Annotated in this window: 12 protein-coding genes; all 12 read right to left on the reverse strand. The window is 59.0% G+C overall.

Annotated features, from left to right (window positions below; translation table 11 throughout):
• Positions 1-131: 131 nt before the first annotated feature.
• The 12 genes from ACQZ5M_RS05885 to ACQZ5M_RS05940 all read right to left on the reverse strand — a co-directional run bounded on the left by ACQZ5M_RS05885 (position 132) and on the right by ACQZ5M_RS05940 (position 19,219).
• Positions 132-7,487, reverse strand: a complete 7,356-nt coding sequence (locus ACQZ5M_RS05885; protein ID WP_449079255.1) for a hypothetical protein — start codon at positions 7,485-7,487, stop codon at positions 132-134.
• A gap of 201 nt (positions 7,488-7,688) precedes the next feature.
• Positions 7,689-8,843: a UDP-galactopyranose mutase gene (gene glf / locus ACQZ5M_RS05890; RefSeq protein WP_296018186.1), complete on the reverse strand. Its 1,155-nt coding sequence runs from the start codon at positions 8,841-8,843 to the stop codon at positions 7,689-7,691.
• Positions 8,844-8,861: 18 nt separating this feature from the next.
• Complete coding sequence (locus ACQZ5M_RS05895; protein ID WP_449079256.1) at positions 8,862-10,913, reverse strand: O-linked N-acetylglucosamine transferase, SPINDLY family protein; 2,052 nt, start codon at positions 10,911-10,913, stop codon at positions 8,862-8,864.
• Positions 10,914-11,262: 349 nt separating this feature from the next.
• Positions 11,263-11,646 (reverse strand): chemotaxis protein CheT, encoded by a 384-nt coding sequence (gene cheT, locus ACQZ5M_RS05900; protein ID WP_296018184.1) that lies wholly within the window; start codon positions 11,644-11,646, stop codon positions 11,263-11,265.
• 14 nt (positions 11,647-11,660) lie between these two features.
• On the reverse strand, positions 11,661-12,206 hold the full coding sequence (gene cheD, locus ACQZ5M_RS05905) for a chemoreceptor glutamine deamidase CheD (RefSeq protein WP_296018182.1): 546 nt from the start codon (positions 12,204-12,206) through the stop codon (positions 11,661-11,663).
• Positions 12,203-12,592, reverse strand: coding sequence for a chemotaxis response regulator CheY2 (gene cheY2, locus ACQZ5M_RS05910; RefSeq protein ID WP_296018178.1), 390 nt, complete (start codon positions 12,590-12,592; stop codon positions 12,203-12,205). The genes cheD and cheY2 overlap by 4 nt, the downstream gene beginning before the upstream one ends.
• The gene (gene cheB, locus ACQZ5M_RS05915) at positions 12,592-13,641 is read right to left on the reverse strand and encodes a protein-glutamate O-methylesterase CheB (RefSeq protein WP_449079257.1); all 1,050 of its coding nucleotides are present in this window, start codon (positions 13,639-13,641) and stop codon (positions 12,592-12,594) included. Before cheB ends, cheY2 begins: the two co-directional genes overlap by 1 nt.
• Positions 13,642-13,643: 2 nt before the next feature.
• Positions 13,644-14,552 (reverse strand): protein-glutamate O-methyltransferase CheR, encoded by a 909-nt coding sequence (gene cheR / locus ACQZ5M_RS05920; protein ID WP_296074009.1) that lies wholly within the window; start codon positions 14,550-14,552, stop codon positions 13,644-13,646.
• A 14-nt stretch (positions 14,553-14,566) separates the two neighbouring features.
• On the reverse strand, positions 14,567-16,855 hold the full coding sequence (locus ACQZ5M_RS05925; RefSeq protein WP_296018175.1) for a chemotaxis protein CheA: 2,289 nt from the start codon (positions 16,853-16,855) through the stop codon (positions 14,567-14,569).
• 16 nt (positions 16,856-16,871) lie between these two features.
• The gene (gene cheY1 / locus ACQZ5M_RS05930) at positions 16,872-17,237 is read right to left on the reverse strand and encodes a chemotaxis response regulator CheY1 (RefSeq protein WP_062425087.1); all 366 of its coding nucleotides are present in this window, start codon (positions 17,235-17,237) and stop codon (positions 16,872-16,874) included.
• Positions 17,238-17,240: 3 nt separating this feature from the next.
• Entirely contained in the window at positions 17,241-17,534 is a 294-nt protein-coding gene (locus tag ACQZ5M_RS05935) for an STAS domain-containing protein (protein WP_296018169.1), read from the reverse strand.
• Positions 17,534-19,219 (reverse strand): methyl-accepting chemotaxis protein, encoded by a 1,686-nt coding sequence (locus tag ACQZ5M_RS05940; RefSeq protein ID WP_449079258.1) that lies wholly within the window; start codon positions 19,217-19,219, stop codon positions 17,534-17,536. Before ACQZ5M_RS05940 ends, ACQZ5M_RS05935 begins: the two co-directional genes overlap by 1 nt.
• Positions 19,220-19,677 lie beyond the last annotated feature (458 nt).

Raw genomic sequence — 19,677 nt, forward strand, 5'->3', positions numbered from 1 at the left:
ACGAAGGAAGATCTGTACTCTTCAACCTGCGCATCGGGCTTTCCCGCATTCGGTTCCGATTTTTGAGCCGATCCTCCAGCTTACTTCGCCCCTGGTGAGAGGGAGCGAAGCAAACAACCGAAACGCAGCTTTCAGGCGGCAAGGTAAGTGGAGATCACGGCTGCGACCTGAGCGGATGTCAACGCACCCATGTGAGTGTTGAGCAAGGTGGCAACCTGCGCGCTGGAGAGGCTGACCAGCGTATCGGTAGAAAGTCCCGCAACGCCGCTGGTACTGAAGGCGGCTATATCCGCGGTTGAAAACTTCGCGATGTTCTCCTTGGAAATGGAAGCGACCTGCGCCGCTGTCAGTGCGCCGACCTGCGCTGGCGACAATGCCTCGCTTTGCGCGGTGGTGAGAGCCGAGATCACGCCGGTCGTCAGTCCGGAAATCGCGGACGTGCCCAACGCGGCGATCTTGTCGGTGGACAGAAGGGCGATATCGCCAGTGTCGAGTGCAGCCGCCTGGATCAGACTCAATCCCTGCAACTGCGCCGTCGTCAACGCTGCAATCTGCCCCGTGCTCATCGCCACGATCTGATTATAGCCGAGATTGCCGATATGGCTTGGACCGAGAACTGCAATTTCCTCTGTCGTCAGAGACGCGATGATGCCGGTGGAAAGGCCACGGATGGCCGCAGTGCTGATCGCTGCAATGTCTGCCGTCGAGAAGGTATCCATGGCGGCGTTCGAGAGCCCCGCGAGACCATCGGCGCTCAGCGCCGCGATCTGCCCGGTCGATAAGATATCGATCTGGCCGGGCGTCATGGCGGCAATCTGGCTGCTCGTCAGTCCAGCGATCACAGATGTCGCAAGACTTGCAACTTCCCCGGTCGACAAAGCGGCGATGAAGCCGGTCGAAAGGCCCGGAATGGCCGATGAGTTGATCGCGGCGATCTTGTCTGGCGTGAACGTATCGAGGACCTGCGACGTCAAACCTGCGATGCCGCCTGAAGACAGCGCGTTGATCTGCCCGGTCGAAAGCGCATTCACCTGTTCGAGGCTCAGTGCGCCTACCTGTTGAGAGGTCATAGCTGACAGCGCGCCGGTACTAAGGGCAAGGATCTGAGCGGTGGAAAGGGCCAGGAGATCGCCACTTCTCAAACCGACGATCTGCGTGGAGGACAGCGCCCCTATCTGCGCCGTGGAAAGGCCTGCGAACTTATCTGGCGAGAGCACCGCAAGCTGGCCGGTCGAAAGACCGGATATGCCGAGCGTACTCAGTGCTGCAATCGTCTCCATCGAAAGGGACTTAATGGTTACAGTCGATAACCCCGCGATGCCTGCAGCGCTGATGGCCCCGATATCGGCCTTCGAAAAGGCCTGGAACTGCTCTGCAGTGAGCGCGGCGATCTGCCGCGATCCGAGCCCTGCGACCTGTGCCGGCGTGAAAGCCTCGACCTGATCTACGGTCATCGTTGAGATCTGAAGCGTCGTCAGTCCGGCAACCCCTGAAGCGCTCAGCGCAGTCATCTTCTCAGGAGACAGGATGGCGATGGCATCCGTCGAAAGGCCTGCAATGGCGCTGGAGGTCAATGCAGCGAGATCCTCCTTCGAGAAGCGGTCTATATCGTCCGCTCCCAATGCTGCAATCTGTGCGGAGGTCAGCGCCGCAACCTGCGCAGGCGTGAGTGCCTCCACCTGAGCGACCGACAGGGAGGCGATACTGTTCGACGAAAGGCCGGCAACGGCCGCGGGATTGATGGACGCGATCTGCGCAGCGGAGAGCACACCAAGCGCAGCAGTGCTTAAGACGGCCAACTGCCGCGATCCAAGAGCGCCGACTTGGGAAGACGTTAGTGCTTCCAACTGAGACGAGGTCAAGGCCGCGACCTGATCTGTCGACAGGCCTGCGATGCTGCCCGGCGCAAGCGCTGAGACCCGGTCTGCCGAGAGAGCGGCCAGCGTGACGGTTGAAAGACCCGCGAGTGCAGCTGAGGGCAGAGCAGCAAGTTCTGCCGTCGAAAATGCGCCGAGAGCATCGGTCCCGAGGCCACTGACTTGAATGGAAGTGAAGGCCGCGACCTGCGTGGCGTTGAACGCCTCGATCTGGCTTATGCTCAATTTGGCGATCTGCGCCGAAGATAATCCGGCCACACCGGCGGTGCTGAGAGCTGCGATCTGCGCTGTCGTCAGCGCTGCCACATTGGCCGTGGAGATGGCGGAAACCTGCCTGGAGCCAAGCGAGGCGATCTGCGCCGTCGTCAGGCTCGCAAGTTGCGCACTTGTCAGGGCGGCGATCTGGCTTGTCGAGAGACCCTGTATACCGCCTGCCGTGCCGAGGACGGCGATGCGATCCGCCGACAGACTGCCAAGTGCCTCTGTTGAAAGCCCTAAAATCGCGCTTGAGCTTAGAGCGGCGAGTTCTGCGGTAGAAAAGACCGCAAGATCGTCCGCCTCAAGGGCTGCCAATTGTGTCGAGCTCAACACGGCCACCTGCGACGTCTTGAGAGCTTCGACCTGCGACGTAGTCAGTTTGGCAACCTGCTCTGCACTCAAACCTGGGATACCGGCCTCACTCAAGGCGGCAATTTGCGAGGTTGTGAGCTCGGCAACGCCAGCCGTTCCGAGTGCGGCGACCTGACGCGAGCCAAGCGCAGCCACTTGCGATGTCGTGAGGCTGCTGATCTGGGATGCGCCAAGTGCCGCGACCTGCGCTGTGGTCAGGCCAGCGATGCCGGTCGCGGAAAGCGCCGCAATCGTCTCCGTCGGCAGGAGCGCAATCTTTGCGGTCGACAGCCCTATAATCGCGCTTGCCGACAAGGCTGCGACGTCCTTGGAGGAGAAAACCTTTATCTGATCGACCGAGAGCGCCGCGACCTGTGCGGATGTCAATGCCCCGACCTGCTCGCTCGTCAGCGCTTCCACCTCGGTGGCCAGTGTCACGATCTGGTCCGTCGACAGACCGATGATACTCCCCTTATCCAGGGCAGCAATCTGATGGACGTCGAGCGCGGCAATGCCCGCCGTGCCCAAGGCCGCGATCTGCCTGGAGGTCAGTCCGGCTACCTGGCGGGTCGAGAGCGACTTCAACTGCTCGGTCTTCAGCGCAGCGATCTGGGCCGTCGTCAGTCCGGAGATTCCCGACGGGCTGATCGACGCGAGATCTTCTGTCGACATCGCGGCAACCGTTGTGGTGGCAAGGCCAGCAACCGCCGATGCGTTGATGGCGCTGATGGCGGCAGGGGACAACGCTGCGAGATCGTCGGCACCAAGGGCTGAAACCTGCTGCGAGGTCAATGCCGCAACCTGCCTGGTGGACAGAGCGGCAATCAAGCCTGTCGAAAGTGCTTCGATCTGACCCTTCGTCAGTGCAGCCACGGCCACCGTGCCGAGTGCTGCGATCTGACCGGTGCTAAGGGCTGCGACAGTCGCGGTCGGCAACGCGCCGATCATACCGGGCGCGATCGCACCGATATCAGCGGTGGAAAAGGTCTTGATGCTGTCTGCGCTCAGAGCTGCGAGTTGCGCGGAGGTCAGGGCGCCGACCTGAACGGCAGTCAGCGCTTCTGCCTGAGCAGCGGTCAGCTTGCCAATCTGAGCGGCGGTCAGCCCCGAGACGCCGCCTGTGCTGAACGCGGAAACCTGAGCCGCAGAAAGCGCCGCGATGTTATCGGTACCGAGCGCCTTGGCCTGATCGGCCGAAAGAGCGGCGATCTGCCGGGTGGTCAGCGCGCTCGCGTGGAGGGTGGAAAGCGCGGAAATCTGCTTCGTCGTCAGACCGCCAAACGCCGTAGCGCTGAGGGATGCGACCTGATCGGTCGTGAGCGAGCCTATTACCAGTGTGGAAAGGCCGCCAATCGCGCTCGCTCCGATCGCTGCCACGTCGCTGGTGGAAAACAGAGCGAGATCATCGGTACCGAACGCCTCGAGCTGGTCGGCAGAGAGTGCTGCGACCTGAAGGGAGGTCAGCGCCTGCGCCTGTCCGGTCGTGAGGGCATTGACCTGTCTTGTGGATAGGCCACCGATGCCCGCCGTGCTGATCGCGGCGATTTGATCTGTCGAAAGAGACGCGATCTGCAATGTTCCCAAGGCGGCGATCTGGGATGGCGTCAGCGCAGCGATCTGGGCTGTCGACAACACATCGAGCTGCGCACTCGTCAGTGCGGAGATGTGATCGCCCGGGAGATTGGTAATGGCGCCCGCTTTCAACGCCGCTATCTGAGCTGTCGAAAGGGCTGCGAGGCCTGCCGAGCTCAATGCGGCGGTTTGCACGGACGTGAGCGCTGCAATCTGCTGGATCGTCAGCTCTGCCAGCTGGGTGGGCTTGAGCGCTTCGATCTGGTCTGCGGTCAATGCTGCGACAGCTGAGGTGGATAGGGCGGAAATCTGCGCGCTCGTCAGCGATGCGATGATCCCTGTCGACAAGCCAGTGACGCCATTTGCCGACAGCGCAGCCACATCGACCGCGTCGAAGGTCGCAATGTCATCGGGGCCGAAAGCCGCTAACTGCGCGGAACTCAGCGCAGAAAGCTGCCGTGTCGTTAAAGCATCCACTTGAGCCGTGGACAGTGCAGCGATCTGCTCTGCTGTCAATGTCGCGATTGCCCCGGTGCTCAGAGCCGCAAGCTTTTGCGACGACATTACCGCGATCACGTCCTTGGAAAGCCCGGCGGTCGATGCAAGGGCCTGTATGCTTGCAACGGACATGACTGCCATATCTTCCGGACCAAGGCCCGCCAGCTGGGTCGACGTCAGCGCCGAAATCTGGGCCGTCGACAGGGCTGATATCTGGACTGTCGACAAAGCGGCAATCTGCTCCGAGCTGAGCCCCTTGATTGCAGCGCCGCTGAGCGATCCAATCTGCTCTCCCGTAAGCTTCGCCACCGAGGCTGGTGTCAAGGCTCCGATCTGGCTGGAACCCAGAGCCTTGATCTGGCCGTTCGACAAAGCGTGTATCTGCTCGCTCGACAAGCTCACAATCTGATCGGTCGTCAGCTTCGAAACCGTGCTCGTGCTCAAAGCTGCCACTTGTTGCGTGGTCAATGCTGCGATCACACCCGTCGAAAGTCCCGCGACCGCTCTGGTGCTCAAGGCGGCAAGTGCGGATGTAGAGAGACCTGCCACCTGAACCGGCTTTTCGTTGACGGTCTTCCAGACGCCCGTCACCTGTTCCGGCTTCAGCGCGGCAAGCTGATCCGACCCAAATGCTGCAAGTTGTGCGGAGGACAAGCTGACGAGTTGCGTTGCTGAAAGCGCTTCCATCTGACCTGTGGTTAACGCAGACACAACCGATGTCGCCAATGCGGCAATCTTTTCCGGCGTCAATCCGGACAGGGCGCTGGTGCTCAAGCCCCGAATGGCCTGGGTGCTGATTGCATTCATATCGGCTGTTGAAAAGACATTGATATCCGCTGAACCTAGAACCGACAGTTGCTCAGAGGTCATGGCCCTGACCTGAACGGAGGTCAGAGCCTCAAGCTGGTTGGTCGTCAGGCTGCCGATCTGAGCAGTCGTCAGATTTGCAACGCCCGCCGTGCTGAGCGCGGCAACCTGCGCGGTCGTCAGGGAGGCGATATATTCGGTGGATAGCGACTTGATCTGTGGCGCCTTCAAGGCATTGAGCTGGGCGACCGTCAGCGACGCAAGCTGGTCCGATGTCAAGACATCCAGCTGATCGTTGGAAAGAGCCGAGAAAGACGTGGTGGACAAGGCGGCGACCTGCGCAGGCGATAAGCCCTTTATCGCTGCTGTGCTCAGCCCCGACATCGCTTTGGATGAGATCGAGGCGATTTCCTCTGTCGTAAAAGTCTGGATGCCCTTCTCATCGAGCGCTGTCATCTGACTGGCGTTTAGCATCTTGATTTGTGCCGAGGTCAGGGCTTCCACCTGATCGACCGTAAGGACTCCGATCTGGTCGGATGTCAAACGCGAGATGATCGTCGTGCTCAGGCTTGCAATCTGATCAGGGGTCAAGGCTGCGATGACGTCCGCGCCAAGACCAGGCATCGCCTTGGCGGACAGAGAACCGATCGCAGACGCGTCGAGCGCCTTGATCTTTTCGGCCCCAAGGACGGCCACCTGACTGGACGTCAGCGCTGCTATCTGGCTGCTTGTGATCGCTTTCAGCTGTGCCGAGGTAAAGGCTAGGACCTGGTCTGTACCGAGCTTGGCGAATGTTGCCGTGCTAAAGGCGGCGACGTTGGACGTCGACAGTGCTGCGATGATATCCGTGCTCAACCCAGCAGCGGCGGCGCTGGTCATCGCCGCCATATCGGCTGTGGAGAACGTATTGATCTGCTCCGCCGTCAGCGTGGCGATCTGATCCGAACGGAGTGCCTTGACCTGCTGCGGCGCCAAAGCCTCGACCTGCAGCGTTGACAGCGAGGTGATCTGCTCGCTGGTCAAGCCCGTGATCGCCCGCGTTCCCAAGGTAGCAATCTGCTCCTTGGTGAAGGCAGCGATAGCCTCCGTGCCCAAAGCCGCGACCTGGATCGAGGTCAGAACCTTGACCTGCTTGGTCGTAAGAGCGGCAAGTTGCGCGGTCGAGAGTGTCGCAATCTGTTCCGTAGAAAGCGAGGCGACGGACGCCGTTGCAAGTCCTGCAATTGCCGAGGCCGTCAGGTGGGCGATCTTGTCCGCGTCGATCGCCACAAGTTGCGAGGGTTTCAACGCCGCAGCTTGCGCCGATGTCAGAACGCCGATCTGCGTCGCCTCAAGAGCCTCAAGCTGATCTGGACTGAGGCCACCGATAGACTTCTCGCTGATGGCCGCAATCTGTTGGACGGACAAAGCCTTCACAGCCTCCGTGCTCAGGCCCGAGAGAGCGCTGACGCTCAGCGCATTCATTGCTTCAGTCGTAAGCCCCTTGACGGCTGAGACACCAAGAGAACTGGTTTGCGAGGCCCTGAGGGCCGAAACCTGTGCTCTCGTCAGCGCCGCGATCTGCGCGTCCGAAAGAGCGGCCACCTGCTCCGGGGTCAGCGCAGACATGGCGCTAGTGCTGATCGAGGCAATCTTATCGGTCGAAAGCGCGGCAAGCGCGCTCGTCGTGAGGCCGACAATCGCGCGACGGGAAATGGCGGCGACGTCCGCCGACGAAAATGTACTGATATCATCCGGGCTCATCATGGCGAGCTGGTCGGATGTCATTGCGCTGACCTGAGACGAGGTCAGCGCCTCAGACTGGGCGGTTGTCAAAGCCTCGACCTGGACGGTTGTCAGCGCTCCGACCTGGTTCTTTGTCAGGCTTGAGATCGAAAGGCTTTCGAGCACCGCCAATTGTTCGAGCGTGAGACCGACGACCGCGCTCGTGGAAATGGCACTGAGCTGCTTGGTGTTGAACTGCTTGAAATCTTCCACCTCCAGCGCGGCGACCTGTTCAGACGACAGGGCCTTGATCTGCTGCGTGGTCAGAAAGGGAATATCCTCCGTCGTCCAGGCGGCGATATCGGCGTTCGTGAGTGTTCTGATCTGGTTGACGCTCAGCGACGATACGATGGATGTCATTTACAAACCTGACCAAAGCTCAAAAGGGCGACATGCCTCTGTCCGACCAAAGGAAGTATCCACTCGACGGATACGTCCGGCCTTAGCAATCCTAGGTGTAGTTGCTTGTGCGAAACTGTCAGCTTTTCGCACAAGCAACGACTCTCAATCCGGATGCAATTTTTGGAAAGCACGGTGCTTCGATCGAAGCCGACACAGCCATCAGAGAGGCGGGTTGAGGAAGGAAGGCATTGCCCTGTTTGCGTCCTCCAGAGACAGAAAAAGACGTGTCGTATCCAGTGCCTCTCGGATGGTGACGTCCATGTCGAGATAACGATAGGTTCCGAGCCGCCCGACGAAGCTGATGTCTGTCTCGGCGTTAGCGAGAGCGACATATTCAGCCAGTTGTTCCTTCTCCTTCACCAGTCGAATAGGGTAATAAGGTATGTCATCGGGCCGGCATTCGCGGGCAAATTCCCGGTAGCAGACGGAACCCTCATGCTTTTCCCAGGGAGAGAAGTGCTTGTGTTCGGTGATGCGGGTATAGGGAACGGAGAGTTCGCCGTAATTCATCACCGCGCAACCCTGATAGTCGCCATCATAGGTAAAGCGCTCGAAATCCAGTGTGCGGTATCCGAGACGGCCTTTGGCGTAATCGAAGTAGCCATCCAGCGCGCCGGAATAGAATGTGTGGTCGTAATCGTCCTTTTGCGCGCGCTCGAAACTGCTGTTCAGCCGGATCGCGATCCGCGGATGATCGAGGATACGCTCGACCATCTGCGTGTAACCGTTTTCAGGCATGCCCTGAAATTTGTGGAAGAAGTAATCGTCGTCGTAGTTAAAACGGACCGGCAGGCGCTTGAGGATGGAGGCTGGCAGATCCTTGGGCGAGCAACCCCACTGCTTCTGGGTGTAGCCTTCGAAAAATGCCTCGTAGAGATCGCGCCCGACAAAACGCAGTGCCTGCTCCTCGAAGGTCTGCGGGTCGGTAATGCTGGTGTCGGCCTGCTCTTCGATGAAAGCCTTGGCCTCATCCGGACGCAGGGTCTTGCCGAAGAACTGATTGATCGTGTGAAGGTTGACCGGAAGCGAAAAGACCTGGTCCCGGCTCGTCGTCTTGACCCTGTTCTTGTACGGCTTGAAGGTCTGGAAACGGTTGACGTAATCCCACACTTCCACATCGTCGGTGTGGAAGATATGCGGTCCGTAAACGTGAACCATGACGCCGGTATCGGCATCGCGCTCGGTGTGGCAATTGCCGGCAATGTGATCGCGGCGGTCGAAGACCTCGACCTGGTGACCGGCCTCAGCCAGTTCACGACCAATGACCGCGCCGGAAAGACCGGCGCCGATAACTGCAATCCTGTGTGCTGACACGCGCGCCTTGCCTCTGGTTCAAGCGATATTGGATGCCTGTTTCGTCCACAAGCGGTTATCATGCTGGATGGGCGAGAACGCGTGCCATTCCTGCAACTTCTCGCGGTATCGGCTGCGGTAGGCTGCCTCGTCGACATATTCCAGATTTTCCGCAACCAGTTCGGCGCCAATCTCGTAATAAACATCAAGATTGCGCAGATCGGGAACCGGCGTTTCACCGCGTTCGGCCTCTTCCTGCATCTGCCAAAAGAGATCTTCCAGCCTGCGCGCCGTGCCGGGAATATCACGCAGAACACTCTTTTCGCGCCCGGCCTCAAGCTTTGCCCTAAGCTTTTTCAGGGTACCCGGCTTCTTCGCAAAGGCGATGGCCTTGGCGACGTAATCGTCCGGGCCGGAGCAGATGAGTTCCGAAACGCCCGTCGCCGCCACCACGCTGCTGCAGAACCGCGCCGCAAAGGATTTGCCGGGGAAAGTGAGAACGGGCAGCCCCACGGTCAGTGCGTCGGCGGCCGTTGAATGGGCGCCGTAAGGATAGGTATCCAAGAACAGATCCGCCAGGGCAATGCGAGCAAGGTGGGCGGGATTACCGGCCTTAGGCGCAAAGAAGAGCCGCTCGGGTGCGATACCCGCTGCCTGCGCCAACTCACGCAATCGCTGATCGGTCTTGTCGCCGCCGGTGAGCAGCCAAAGAATGCTTCCCGGCGTTTCATTCAGTATTTGCATCCACTGCGCAAATGTGGCGGCGGTAATCTTCTGCATGCCGTTGAAGCAGGCAAAGACGAAGGTGTTTTCCGGCAGGCCGGCTTCCTGGCGTGAAGGACGCGGCGCGATTACCCTCTTTCGATCAATCGGCTGATTGCACGCGATCCTAAGGACCTTTTCCGAATAATAGATTTCGCTGTCCGGCGGAACGATCACCTCGTCGGCAATCATGTAGTGGTGGAAGGGCGTTCCCATGGTACCGGGAAAGCCGCAGAAATTGACAATGACAGGCGCCGGTCGATAGGCGAAAATCTTCGTGCGCGCATGTTTGGTGTAGCCGTTGACGTCGATCAGTATATCGATCTCATCGCTTGCGATCTGGCGTGCGGCGGCTTCATCGGAGAGTGCACCGATCTCTCGCCAGGAATCCACGACGGCCTTCATTCGGATTTGCGTCGGGTCGTTAATCACCGGATCGCCACAGTAATAGGCGTAGATTTCGACGCGCGCCTTGTCGTGCAGTTCCAGCACTTCTCTCAATGCAAAACCGACGGCGTGATCGCGCAGGTCCGATGACACGTAGCCGACGCGCAGAGGTTTGTCGGTTCCTGTTTTGCGCCGAACGCTAGGGCGCGGGAAATTGCGGATGTCCGGTCGTCCCGCAAGGAATTTTGCGTACTGGCTTGCTTTGGCCAATTGGAACATCGGATCGTCGGCGTAGCAGCCAAGGGTCAAAGGCGGCATGGCGTCGATGATCTGCCGGGCGGAGACGTGAACGGACGGCTGCAGGATCGGCCATTTGCATTGACGCTGGCGAAGCGCGCTCCAATGCTGGCCCGGCTCCGGCTTGTCGGGGCGAAGCTCCATCGCGGCCCAAAGGGCCTCCTCCGCTTCTTCCATCAAGCCGGCATTTTCCATGACGCGACCGATATGCTGCAACGCCATGTGCCGATAGGTGTGCCGGTCGGGTGTCGTTTCCGACGTCTTGCCGACAAAGCTCTGCCATTGCTGGATCGCAAGAGGGGCCATGCCCGCATCCTCAAAGGCCCGACCAAGATTGATATGAGCAGGACCAAACAGCGGATCGTTTTTCAACGCAGCCTGCATGGCAGTGATCGCGCCTGCGAGGTCATCCATCTGCCGCAACAAGACGGAGAAGTTGAAATAAACCATATGAGCGCCAGGATGGACGTCGTTGAAGGCGAGCCAGGATTTATAGAGCTCGATCGCCTCCTGCGGTTTGCCTTCAGCGGTGAGGCTTTCTGCAAATTTCAGGAGATCGACAAGGGCAAGGCGCTGCGTTCTCGCAAGCTCCAGCAAGGTTGGAAGTATGGAATTCTGAACTGTGCCGCCAATCGATGCATTCATCGCATTCAAACCCTCATGCCGGCCGCGCCGCGTGGGAGCGAGCATCATGGCCGTGGTAGACTGAGGGAAAGACTAGACATTGAAGCTTGTGCGGCGCTTTACATGTGCGGATCGTCAGTCGCAGCGATGCATCGTGCCTTCCCGTAACCAGGGTTCGGTTTTCAGGTCAAGCGCCGACGCACGCTCCCATTTCGGGCCCGTGTGTTCTGGGGTGAGATCAAAGGTCAAGATCCGGCAGGGTCGAAGCGCTGAGGACCATCGGCTCCGGCAGGTCAATCACGTCGAGCGTGAAGACCGCCATCGCCTTCGGGCATCCTGCCGGAAGGTCCGGCGCTCCTAGCTTTTCAGGCTAAAACAGATCGAAGTCGCCCGATGCCTTGTCGATCGGCTGTGAATGACCGTGACGCAAGCCGGCGCCCAGCGCCTTCTGCATCTCTGCAAGCTTGACGAGGCTGAGCGCCGTCGTCACATCCACAGCCCATTCGAGCGGGATGGATCCGGTGATGGTGTCTATGAACTCTGCCAGACCCCTTGCCTTCTGCACGGCAAGGTCGATTCCCTGCAAAAGCTTCAATCCATCGTCGGAGACCGCACCATCAGTGGCCTCCAGCAATTGCGGCTCGATGCGCTCGATCAGATAGGCAACGTCATGGAGCTCCGAGACAACCCGCATCAGGATGGTTGGCAGCGCCTCTTCAAAAATGTCGTTTCCAGCGCGCTCAGCGATAGTCATATGCAACTCCGTTGTCAAAAAAACTCGATATCGCTTGCGGCCGGCTTGGCTGCCGGAACCGGACGTGTTTCCAGCGCGACCGTTTTCTGGGTTTCGGCACCACTGAGCGGGTGCTGGCGCGCCCTGCCCGATACCGGCCAGAACTCCACCTTTCGGCCATGCTCTCCGCCCGTTGAGCTGCCGACCACCCGTATGCCTTCATCCCTCAGGAACTGCATCGCGAAAATTGCATTTTGCTCTCCTACATTGGAGAAGCTGGCAATGGTTTTTGCGCCACCAAAAACCTTTGCCTCCAGACGATCACGGCGTGCGCCCTGCTTGAGCAGACCGTTGATCAGAAGTTCCATGAGATGCACCCCGTAACGGGTCGCATCACCACCCCCCATACCCCCCGTACCCGGCAGCAGAAAATGATTCATGCCGCCGACGCCCGCAACGGGGTCTCTGAGACACGCAGCCACGCACGAGCCCAGGATGGTCGACAGGACCACGTCGGGATCATTGGCGATCTTATATTCGCCCTGAATAATATGTACGCGCTTGGCTGCGGTTTCGATCATTTCAGCGATCCAAATACGGCTTCGATGGCCGCCCTCATTTTTTCAATCGAGAAGGGCTTGGCCAGCACGTTATTGGCGCCAAGCTGGGCCGCCTTCTGCACCAGAGCACGGTCTCCCTGTGCGGTCAGAATGATAAAGGCTGCCTTCTTCGTCGAAGGATTGGTGCGAACCGCCTGCAGGAATCCAAGACCGTCCATCTTCGGCATGTTGAAGTCGGAGATCACCAGATGGTGCGGCTGTTGCTCCATGATCTTCATGCCCTGCTCACCGTCACCGGCGGCAGTGATCTGCTTGAAGCCGAGCTGCGTGAGTGCGTCACTCAGCAACAATCGGCTGGTGACCTGATCGTCAACGATCAACACTTTTATCTTTTCTGCGAGAGACATTAGTCAGAACCTTCTTTTCGGGCAGCAGTTAGTTTCAGAATTTCTTCGCCGATGGCGTTCAGCGGAAGTTGGTGTTCGACCGCGCCGAGCTCGTAGGCCACGCGCGGCATTCCATAGACCACACAGGTTTTCTCGTTCTGTCCGACAGTGCGGGCACCCGCATGACGCATCTTCAACAGGCCTGCCGCTCCATCGCGGCCCATCCCGGTCAGAATAGCCCCAACGGCGTTGCGACCTGCAAGTTCGGCCACTGAATCGAACAGAACATCAACCGATGGCCGATGACCATTAACAGGATCTCGTTCGACAAGCCTGCAGCATGGCGCGGCGTGATTAACAACCTGCAAATGCCGGTCGCCGCCAGGCGCCAGATAGACCTTACCGGTCTGGAGGCGCGCACCATCCGTTGCTTCCTCGACCACAGGCGCGCATAAGCGGTTCAACCGCTCGGCAAAGCTCTTGGTGAACGTCGGCGGCATGTGCTGGGTGATGACCGTCGGTGGGCAATTGATCGGGAACTTCTGCAAGACGGCGATCAGCGCTTCCACGCCACCGGTCGAGGAGCCGATGGCGACGATCTTGCGCCCGACGCTGTAGTTGGTCACCGCTGTGGTCTGCGGCGCGGCAGGCTTTTCGGCAATAGCGGCGCGATATGTCCGATGCTGAGAGCGAGCCGCCGCCTTCACCTTGTCCGCGAGGTCGGGAAATGGAAGGGCATCGCCCGGCACCGGCTTGCCGACGCAATCGAACGCACCGATTTCCAGCGCAGCCAGAGAGGCATCGGCTCCGCGATGGGTAAGCGTCGAGACCATGATGACGGGCATCGGCCGCAGCCGCATGATCTTGTCGAGGAACTCCAGCCCGTTCATTTCGGGCATTTCGATATCCAGCGTCACGACATCGGGATTGAGTTCCTTGATGGCGGCGCGGGCTTCCATGGCGTTGCCCGCCTGACCGATGACCTCGACGTCCGGATCGGAGTCGAGAACAGCCGAAATCAGGCCGCGCATTGTTGGTGAATCGTCGACGACGAGGACTCTGGCGGGCATGGTTACGATTTCCTCCCGACAGATTTTCCGATGAATTTGTAGGTCGTGATGCCGGTATTGTCGAACTGATCCTTGGCTTCGCCCGAAACCCTTTCGGAATGGCCGATATAGAGATGGCCACCTTGCGGCAGGAGACCGGCAAACCGCGACCAGATCTTCACCTGGGTCGGCTCGTCGAAATAGATGACGACGTTGCGGCAGAAGATCACGTCGAAGCCGCCCTTGAAGGGCCACTGCGCCATCAGGTTCAGTTCGTTGAAGGTGATGAGCCGTTTCACCTTGTCGCTGATCTGGTGCTTGCGTCGTCCGCCAGCGTCCACCTCCTGGAACCATTGTTTGCGCATAGGCGCAGACACCGTTTCCAGCGCACCGTCATCATAAAGGCCAGCGCGAGCCTGAGCCAAGATCTTGGGATCGATATCGGTCGCGAGAATCTTGAAGTCATAATCGGCAGCGTTCGGAAAAAGGGCAAGCACGGTCAGCGCAATCGAATAGGGTTCCTGACCATCCGAACAGGCGGCGGACCAGATGCGGACTCGTCCACCGCTCTTTGCCCGTGCGATAAGGCCTGGCAGAACCTCATCACGCAGATGATCGAAGTGATGGTTTTCACGGAAGAAGCGCGTAAAGTTAGTGGTCAGATGCGACAGCATCTCACGGCGGGCGGCTGCACCCTGCTCGGACGACACCAGCGCGCAATAATCCTTGAAGCCGGAGAGGCCAAGGTTGCGGATATGTTTGGACAGGCGCGAATAGACGAGCGAGGCCTTGGTATCGTTGAGATAGATACCCGCATCAGCATAGATCATTGCGGCGATATCGGCCAGGTCGCGACGCGTCAGCGGATATTCTCCGCTGACGAGCACCTCATCCTGTGGTCCACGCTGTTCGTTGAACTTAAGCGCTGTCATTCATCACCAACTTTTCAGCCTGTTGCCGCGAGCGACATTTCTTGTTTCAGCGACTGGCCGCGCGATGCGCCGACAACGGCATCCACGTCCAGAATGAGCGCCACGCGACCGTCGCCGAGGATGGTCGCGGCGGCGATACCAGGAACATGGGTGTAGTTTGCCTCAAGCGACTTGATGACGACTTGGCGCTGACCCTGGATGGCATCAACCATCAGAGCGCGCTGGCCGCCGCCTTCCGATTCCACCAGAAGCGCTACACCTTCGACAGGATTGGCCTGGGTGCCGCGGAAATTTAGGATGCGACCAACGTCCACCAGCGGGCAGAAGGAGTTGCGGATGGAGATGAGGCGCTGATTGGCTCCGAAGGAGTGGATGTTCTGCGCTTCCGGCTGAAGCGTTTCGACAATCGCGGTCAACGGTACGACCAACGTCTGACCGGCAACGGTGACCACCATGCCGTCAAGCACGGCCAGCGTCAGCGGCAGGCTCATCGTAAAGGTCGAGCCAAGACCCGGACGCGAGGAAATGCTGATGCGACCGCCAAGTGCCTGGATCGAGCGCTTGACCACGTCCATGCCGACGCCACGGCCGGAAATGTCCGAAATCTTGTCGGCGGTGGAGAAGCCAGGCGCAAAGATCAGATTGTCGATTTCCTCATCCGTCAGATTTGCATCGGCAGAAATCAGATCGTTGTCGATCGCCTTCTGACGAACGCGCTCGCGGTTGATACCGGCCCCATCGTCTTGCAGTTCGATCAGGATGCGGCCCGAGCGGTGCTTGGCCGTCAGCTTGACGGTGCCTTCGGGGTTCTTGCCGGCGGCTTCACGCTTTTCCGGAGTCTCGATGCCGTGGTCGACGGCATTGCGGATCATGTGGGTTAGCGGCTCGGCCAGTTTGTCGATGACCGTCTTGTCCACTTCGGTGTTTTCACCTTCTGTGATCAGGCGGATCTGCTTGCCGATCATATCGGCGACTTCGCGGACGATACGCGACATGCGCTGGAAGACTGGCTTAACCGGCTGCGCACGGATCGCCATAACGCTATCCTGGATTTCGCGCGTCAATTGCTGGAGTTCTTCCAGGCCCATATTGACGGCAGATGTGCCAGTCGTGTCGTTTTCGATGACGCTCTGCGACAGCATCGCCTGATTGATGACAAGCTCGCCTACGAGGTTGATCAGGCGATCGACGCGGTCGAGATCGACGCGGATCGTCTGGCCGGCGCTCGCATTGTTGGCGGCGGCTGCGGCATTCGCGTTGTTCGATGCGGCAGCGGGGGACGCCGCTTCGCGCTTTTCAACGGCTGCGGCAACGGCCTGGGTAACTTCGGATGCCACCGATGCTGCGGCAACGGCCTTGGCAACCACCGGTTCATCGCTGGATGCGGACTGAACGGCGGGCTCGTCATGCACCTCTTCTTCCAGAGCGGAAAGATCGAAGGGAACCGGGATCATCGGCAGTTCTTCATCGGACGACGAGGCGTCTTCCGCTACGGTAACATCAAGTTCGCAGTCCCATTCCGCAAATTCGAAAACCTGGCGGATGCCTTCCTCGCCCTTTTCCGTCTTGATCGAGATGTTCCAGACGAAATAAGAGCCTTCCGGATTGATATCGTCGAGCGATGGCAGCGCGCTCATATCGCAGTTGACACTCATCTCGCCGATGCGGGCAAGGTCACGCAGCAGAAGCGCAGCTTCATTGCCCTTGGAGTAGAGCGCGTCCGAAGGCTTGAAGGTAATGTTGTAGGTCGGCGTTTCCATCAGCGGAATGGCCGCGTCCTCGAAGTCACCGAAGGAGAAAGCGATCGGCTGGAAGCCGCTCTCATCCGTCGGCGCTGGCGCCGGTGCCGGTGGCGGCACGACGGCTGCCTTGACTGCCGGTTTGGCGGCTGCCGGCTCGGCTGCGGACGGCGTGATCGTCTCACCGTTGGCCAGAGCCTCGAGTTCCTTGACGAGACCGCGCGTGCGGCTTTCTTCTACGCTTCCGCCGTCGCGGGCAGCGTTTGTCAAGTCGGCGAGTACGTCCGCCGACTTCAGCATGACTTTCAACACATCCTGATTAGGATCGAGCTTGTTGGACCGAACGCAATCGAGCGTGGTTTCGAAGACATGCGCAAAGGCGACCAGTTCATCGAGACCGAATGCGCCTGCTCCACCCTTGATGGAATGAACGGCACGAAAGACAGCATTTACGGTTTCCGGGTCGCGGTCGCCGTCATTCAGTTTAAGAAGTCCCGATTCCAGCTCTGCGAGTTGCTCCTCGCACTCCTGGAAGAAGATTTCTTTGATTTCGTTCATATCCATCGTGAATGATCCCGTATCAGGCAGTTACACGTTCAATGGCATCGATCAGTTTTACGGGGTCGAACGGCTTGACGATCCAACCGGTCGCGCCAGCCTGACGGGCTCGGTTTTTCTTCTCGGCATCGCTTTCGGTGGTCAGCACCAGGATCGGAACCGCACGATATTTTTCGTTGCGGCGTACACCCTCGATGAAACCGAAGCCATCGAGACGCGGCATGTTGATATCCGTGACGATGACGTCAGGATTGCAGCCTTCCAGAACTTCCAGACCTTCCACGCCGTCTTCGGCCTGAATGGTTTCGAAACCGGCATTGTTGAGCGTCACCAGCAACATGTTGCGGATCGTGCGGGAGTCGTCGACTGTGAGAACCTTTTTCTTCATTTCCTATATCTCCTTCGGGAGCATATGACCGATATCAACGCCGATCAGTTTAAGGGTTTTATCGAAGGCTTCAGAGGCCTTTGAAAATGTGAATTGCTTGCCATCTGCTTCCCAGGCTTTGATGCCAGCCATCAGAATCTGGACGCACTGTGCGCCCACGCGCTCGACCTCGGAGGCATCCACCGTAACCGGCTTGCCCCTGAGCTCCTTCAGTTTGCCGTACAAGACGGATGCTTGAGTGAGGTCCAGCACAGGTGACAATTTCAGTGTCGAATGCGCTGCTGTCCTGCCTGCCATCAAATGACTCCTTGGCGTTTATATTGTTGCTGCGCATGGCCGTAATCCATGCGCTCGGGTCGCATGGCGGTCGCATTGGCGTTTCTCGGCTGTGCGACGAACTCGTCGTCGGAATAAGCCTGCCGGGCAATACGGAATTCGCGCACCGTGCGGCCCAGCTCGAGAATGACTGTGTGCAGGTCGTCCGCTTCGGCAGCCGAGGAGGAAAGGCGCTCGGCGGCGCGATTGGCGTCCATGCCGATGGCATCCAGTTCCACTGCAACATGATTGAGGTCGCCGGAATGTTCGCCAGTGCGTCGGGCGACATCGCCGATCATATCGCTGATGCCGGTGACCTGCCGCACGACACCCTCTATGGCCTCCTGCGTGCGATGAACCATCCGCACGCCTTCATCGACCTGCGTCTTCGTTCCATTGACGAGATTCTTGATTTCCCTTGCCGCGTCAGCGGAACGCTGCGCCAGGGCGCGCACTTCCTGTGCAACGACGGCGAAGCCCCTGCCGCTTTCACCAGCGCGAGCCGCTTCGATACCGGCGTTCAGCGCAAGCAGATTGGTCTGGAAGGCGATCTCATCGATCGATCCGATGATGCGACCGATCTGTTCAGCCGACTGTTCGATGTCCGACATGGCGCTGATCGCCTCACCCACAGCCATACCGCTTTGTGTAGCCGCATTTCGGGCCTGCGAAACCGCACTCTCCGCCGCTGAAATCCGCTCACTATTGTCACGCACATTGTGAATGACGTCACCGAGGCGGTGCGAGGCATCGCTGAGGCGACGGAACTGCTCCGTGGAGGCGAAGGCAAGGCCGCCATTTTCGCGCGACATACGCTCAGCCACGCTATGCGCCTTTTCCACGCCCGCCCGCGTGGCGGACATGGAGCCACCAATGCGGGCCATGGCCGTATTGAAAGCGTCCGCGAGTTCGCGGTAGGCTTCGGGCACCTCGCCGCCAATTCGGGCGGTGAGATCTCCTGCGGCGAAGGCATTTAGCGCCTCGCCAAAAAGCTTCGTCACCTCTGCCTGATCATCTTCCCGCTGACGGGCAAGCTCCTGATTGTGGCGGATGCGCAATTCGTTGAAGCGCAACGACACCGCAATTTCAGTATCGACCATCACCAGCCTGACGACCGACTTAACGGCCGCGGCCAGTTCCTGATGACGTTTGCGCGCACCTGGCAGCAGCGAGCGAGGCGGATGTTGTGCAATAAGTCCCGACAGCAGATTTTCCAGAACGACCGCACGTCCGGCAACGCTCCAGCGAGGATCGAGACCCATGCGGCTTTCAGTGTCGGACAAAACCTTGACGCGCTCGGCATAGACCGCATCGAAGCGTGCGTCGGTCAGTACCGACCAGTGCGCCGTCTGCATGTCGTGCAGCCGTTCAACCTGGTTATCACTTTCGAAAGATGGTGAACAGTCCGGCATGGACTGGAAGCGCACCATCAGATCGCGAAGCCCAGCCTTCAGATGGGGTTCGAGCATGGTACGGTAGCGGCGCAACAGATCACACTGGTCCTGATCGAGACCAGCGAAACGCAAACGGCCACCCAGGCTACCGCCCGTGGTCCTTCGCGAATGATCTGTCGGCAGGTCCTGCCCCAAGTGACGCCCCCAAAGCTTTGCCGGCACGACCGGCAGATAACGGTTTCGAGAATGCCAGTACCCTTGAGGGATGTTCACGACATGGGACGTCTCTGACGGACGCCGCACACATGTAAGCTGAGCCTTCTGCAACCAAACGGAATACCGGATCGACCCGGTACGGCAGCGCGGCATCATGCCTGAAAGGAGAGAGTGTCTCCATTTCGCCGTGAAATACGTCACATCTTTATGGTTAATTCCTTGCCTGAAAGTTAAGAATAGTGGTTTGAGGCAACGAATATTAAAATTTGCCATTGATTTGCAGGAGCTACGCGGGAGTTACCGAGTCACGCATTGGACGCTGTCGAGTTCTCTGCCGGTTTTTTATCTTTTTTACACGTCACGCGCTGGACAAGCGTTCTACCATTACCCTAAGATAATCAATATGATATTTGCTTTACGGTGATGCTCTAGCGGACTCGACAGAAACAAGGAGGTTACGATTTTGCCATGGATGGGACGACATCGCGGTGTTCCGCGACATCCTGTCAGGTTCG

The sequence above is a fragment of the Rhizobium sp. 22-785-1 genome, from assembly GCF_053521965.1.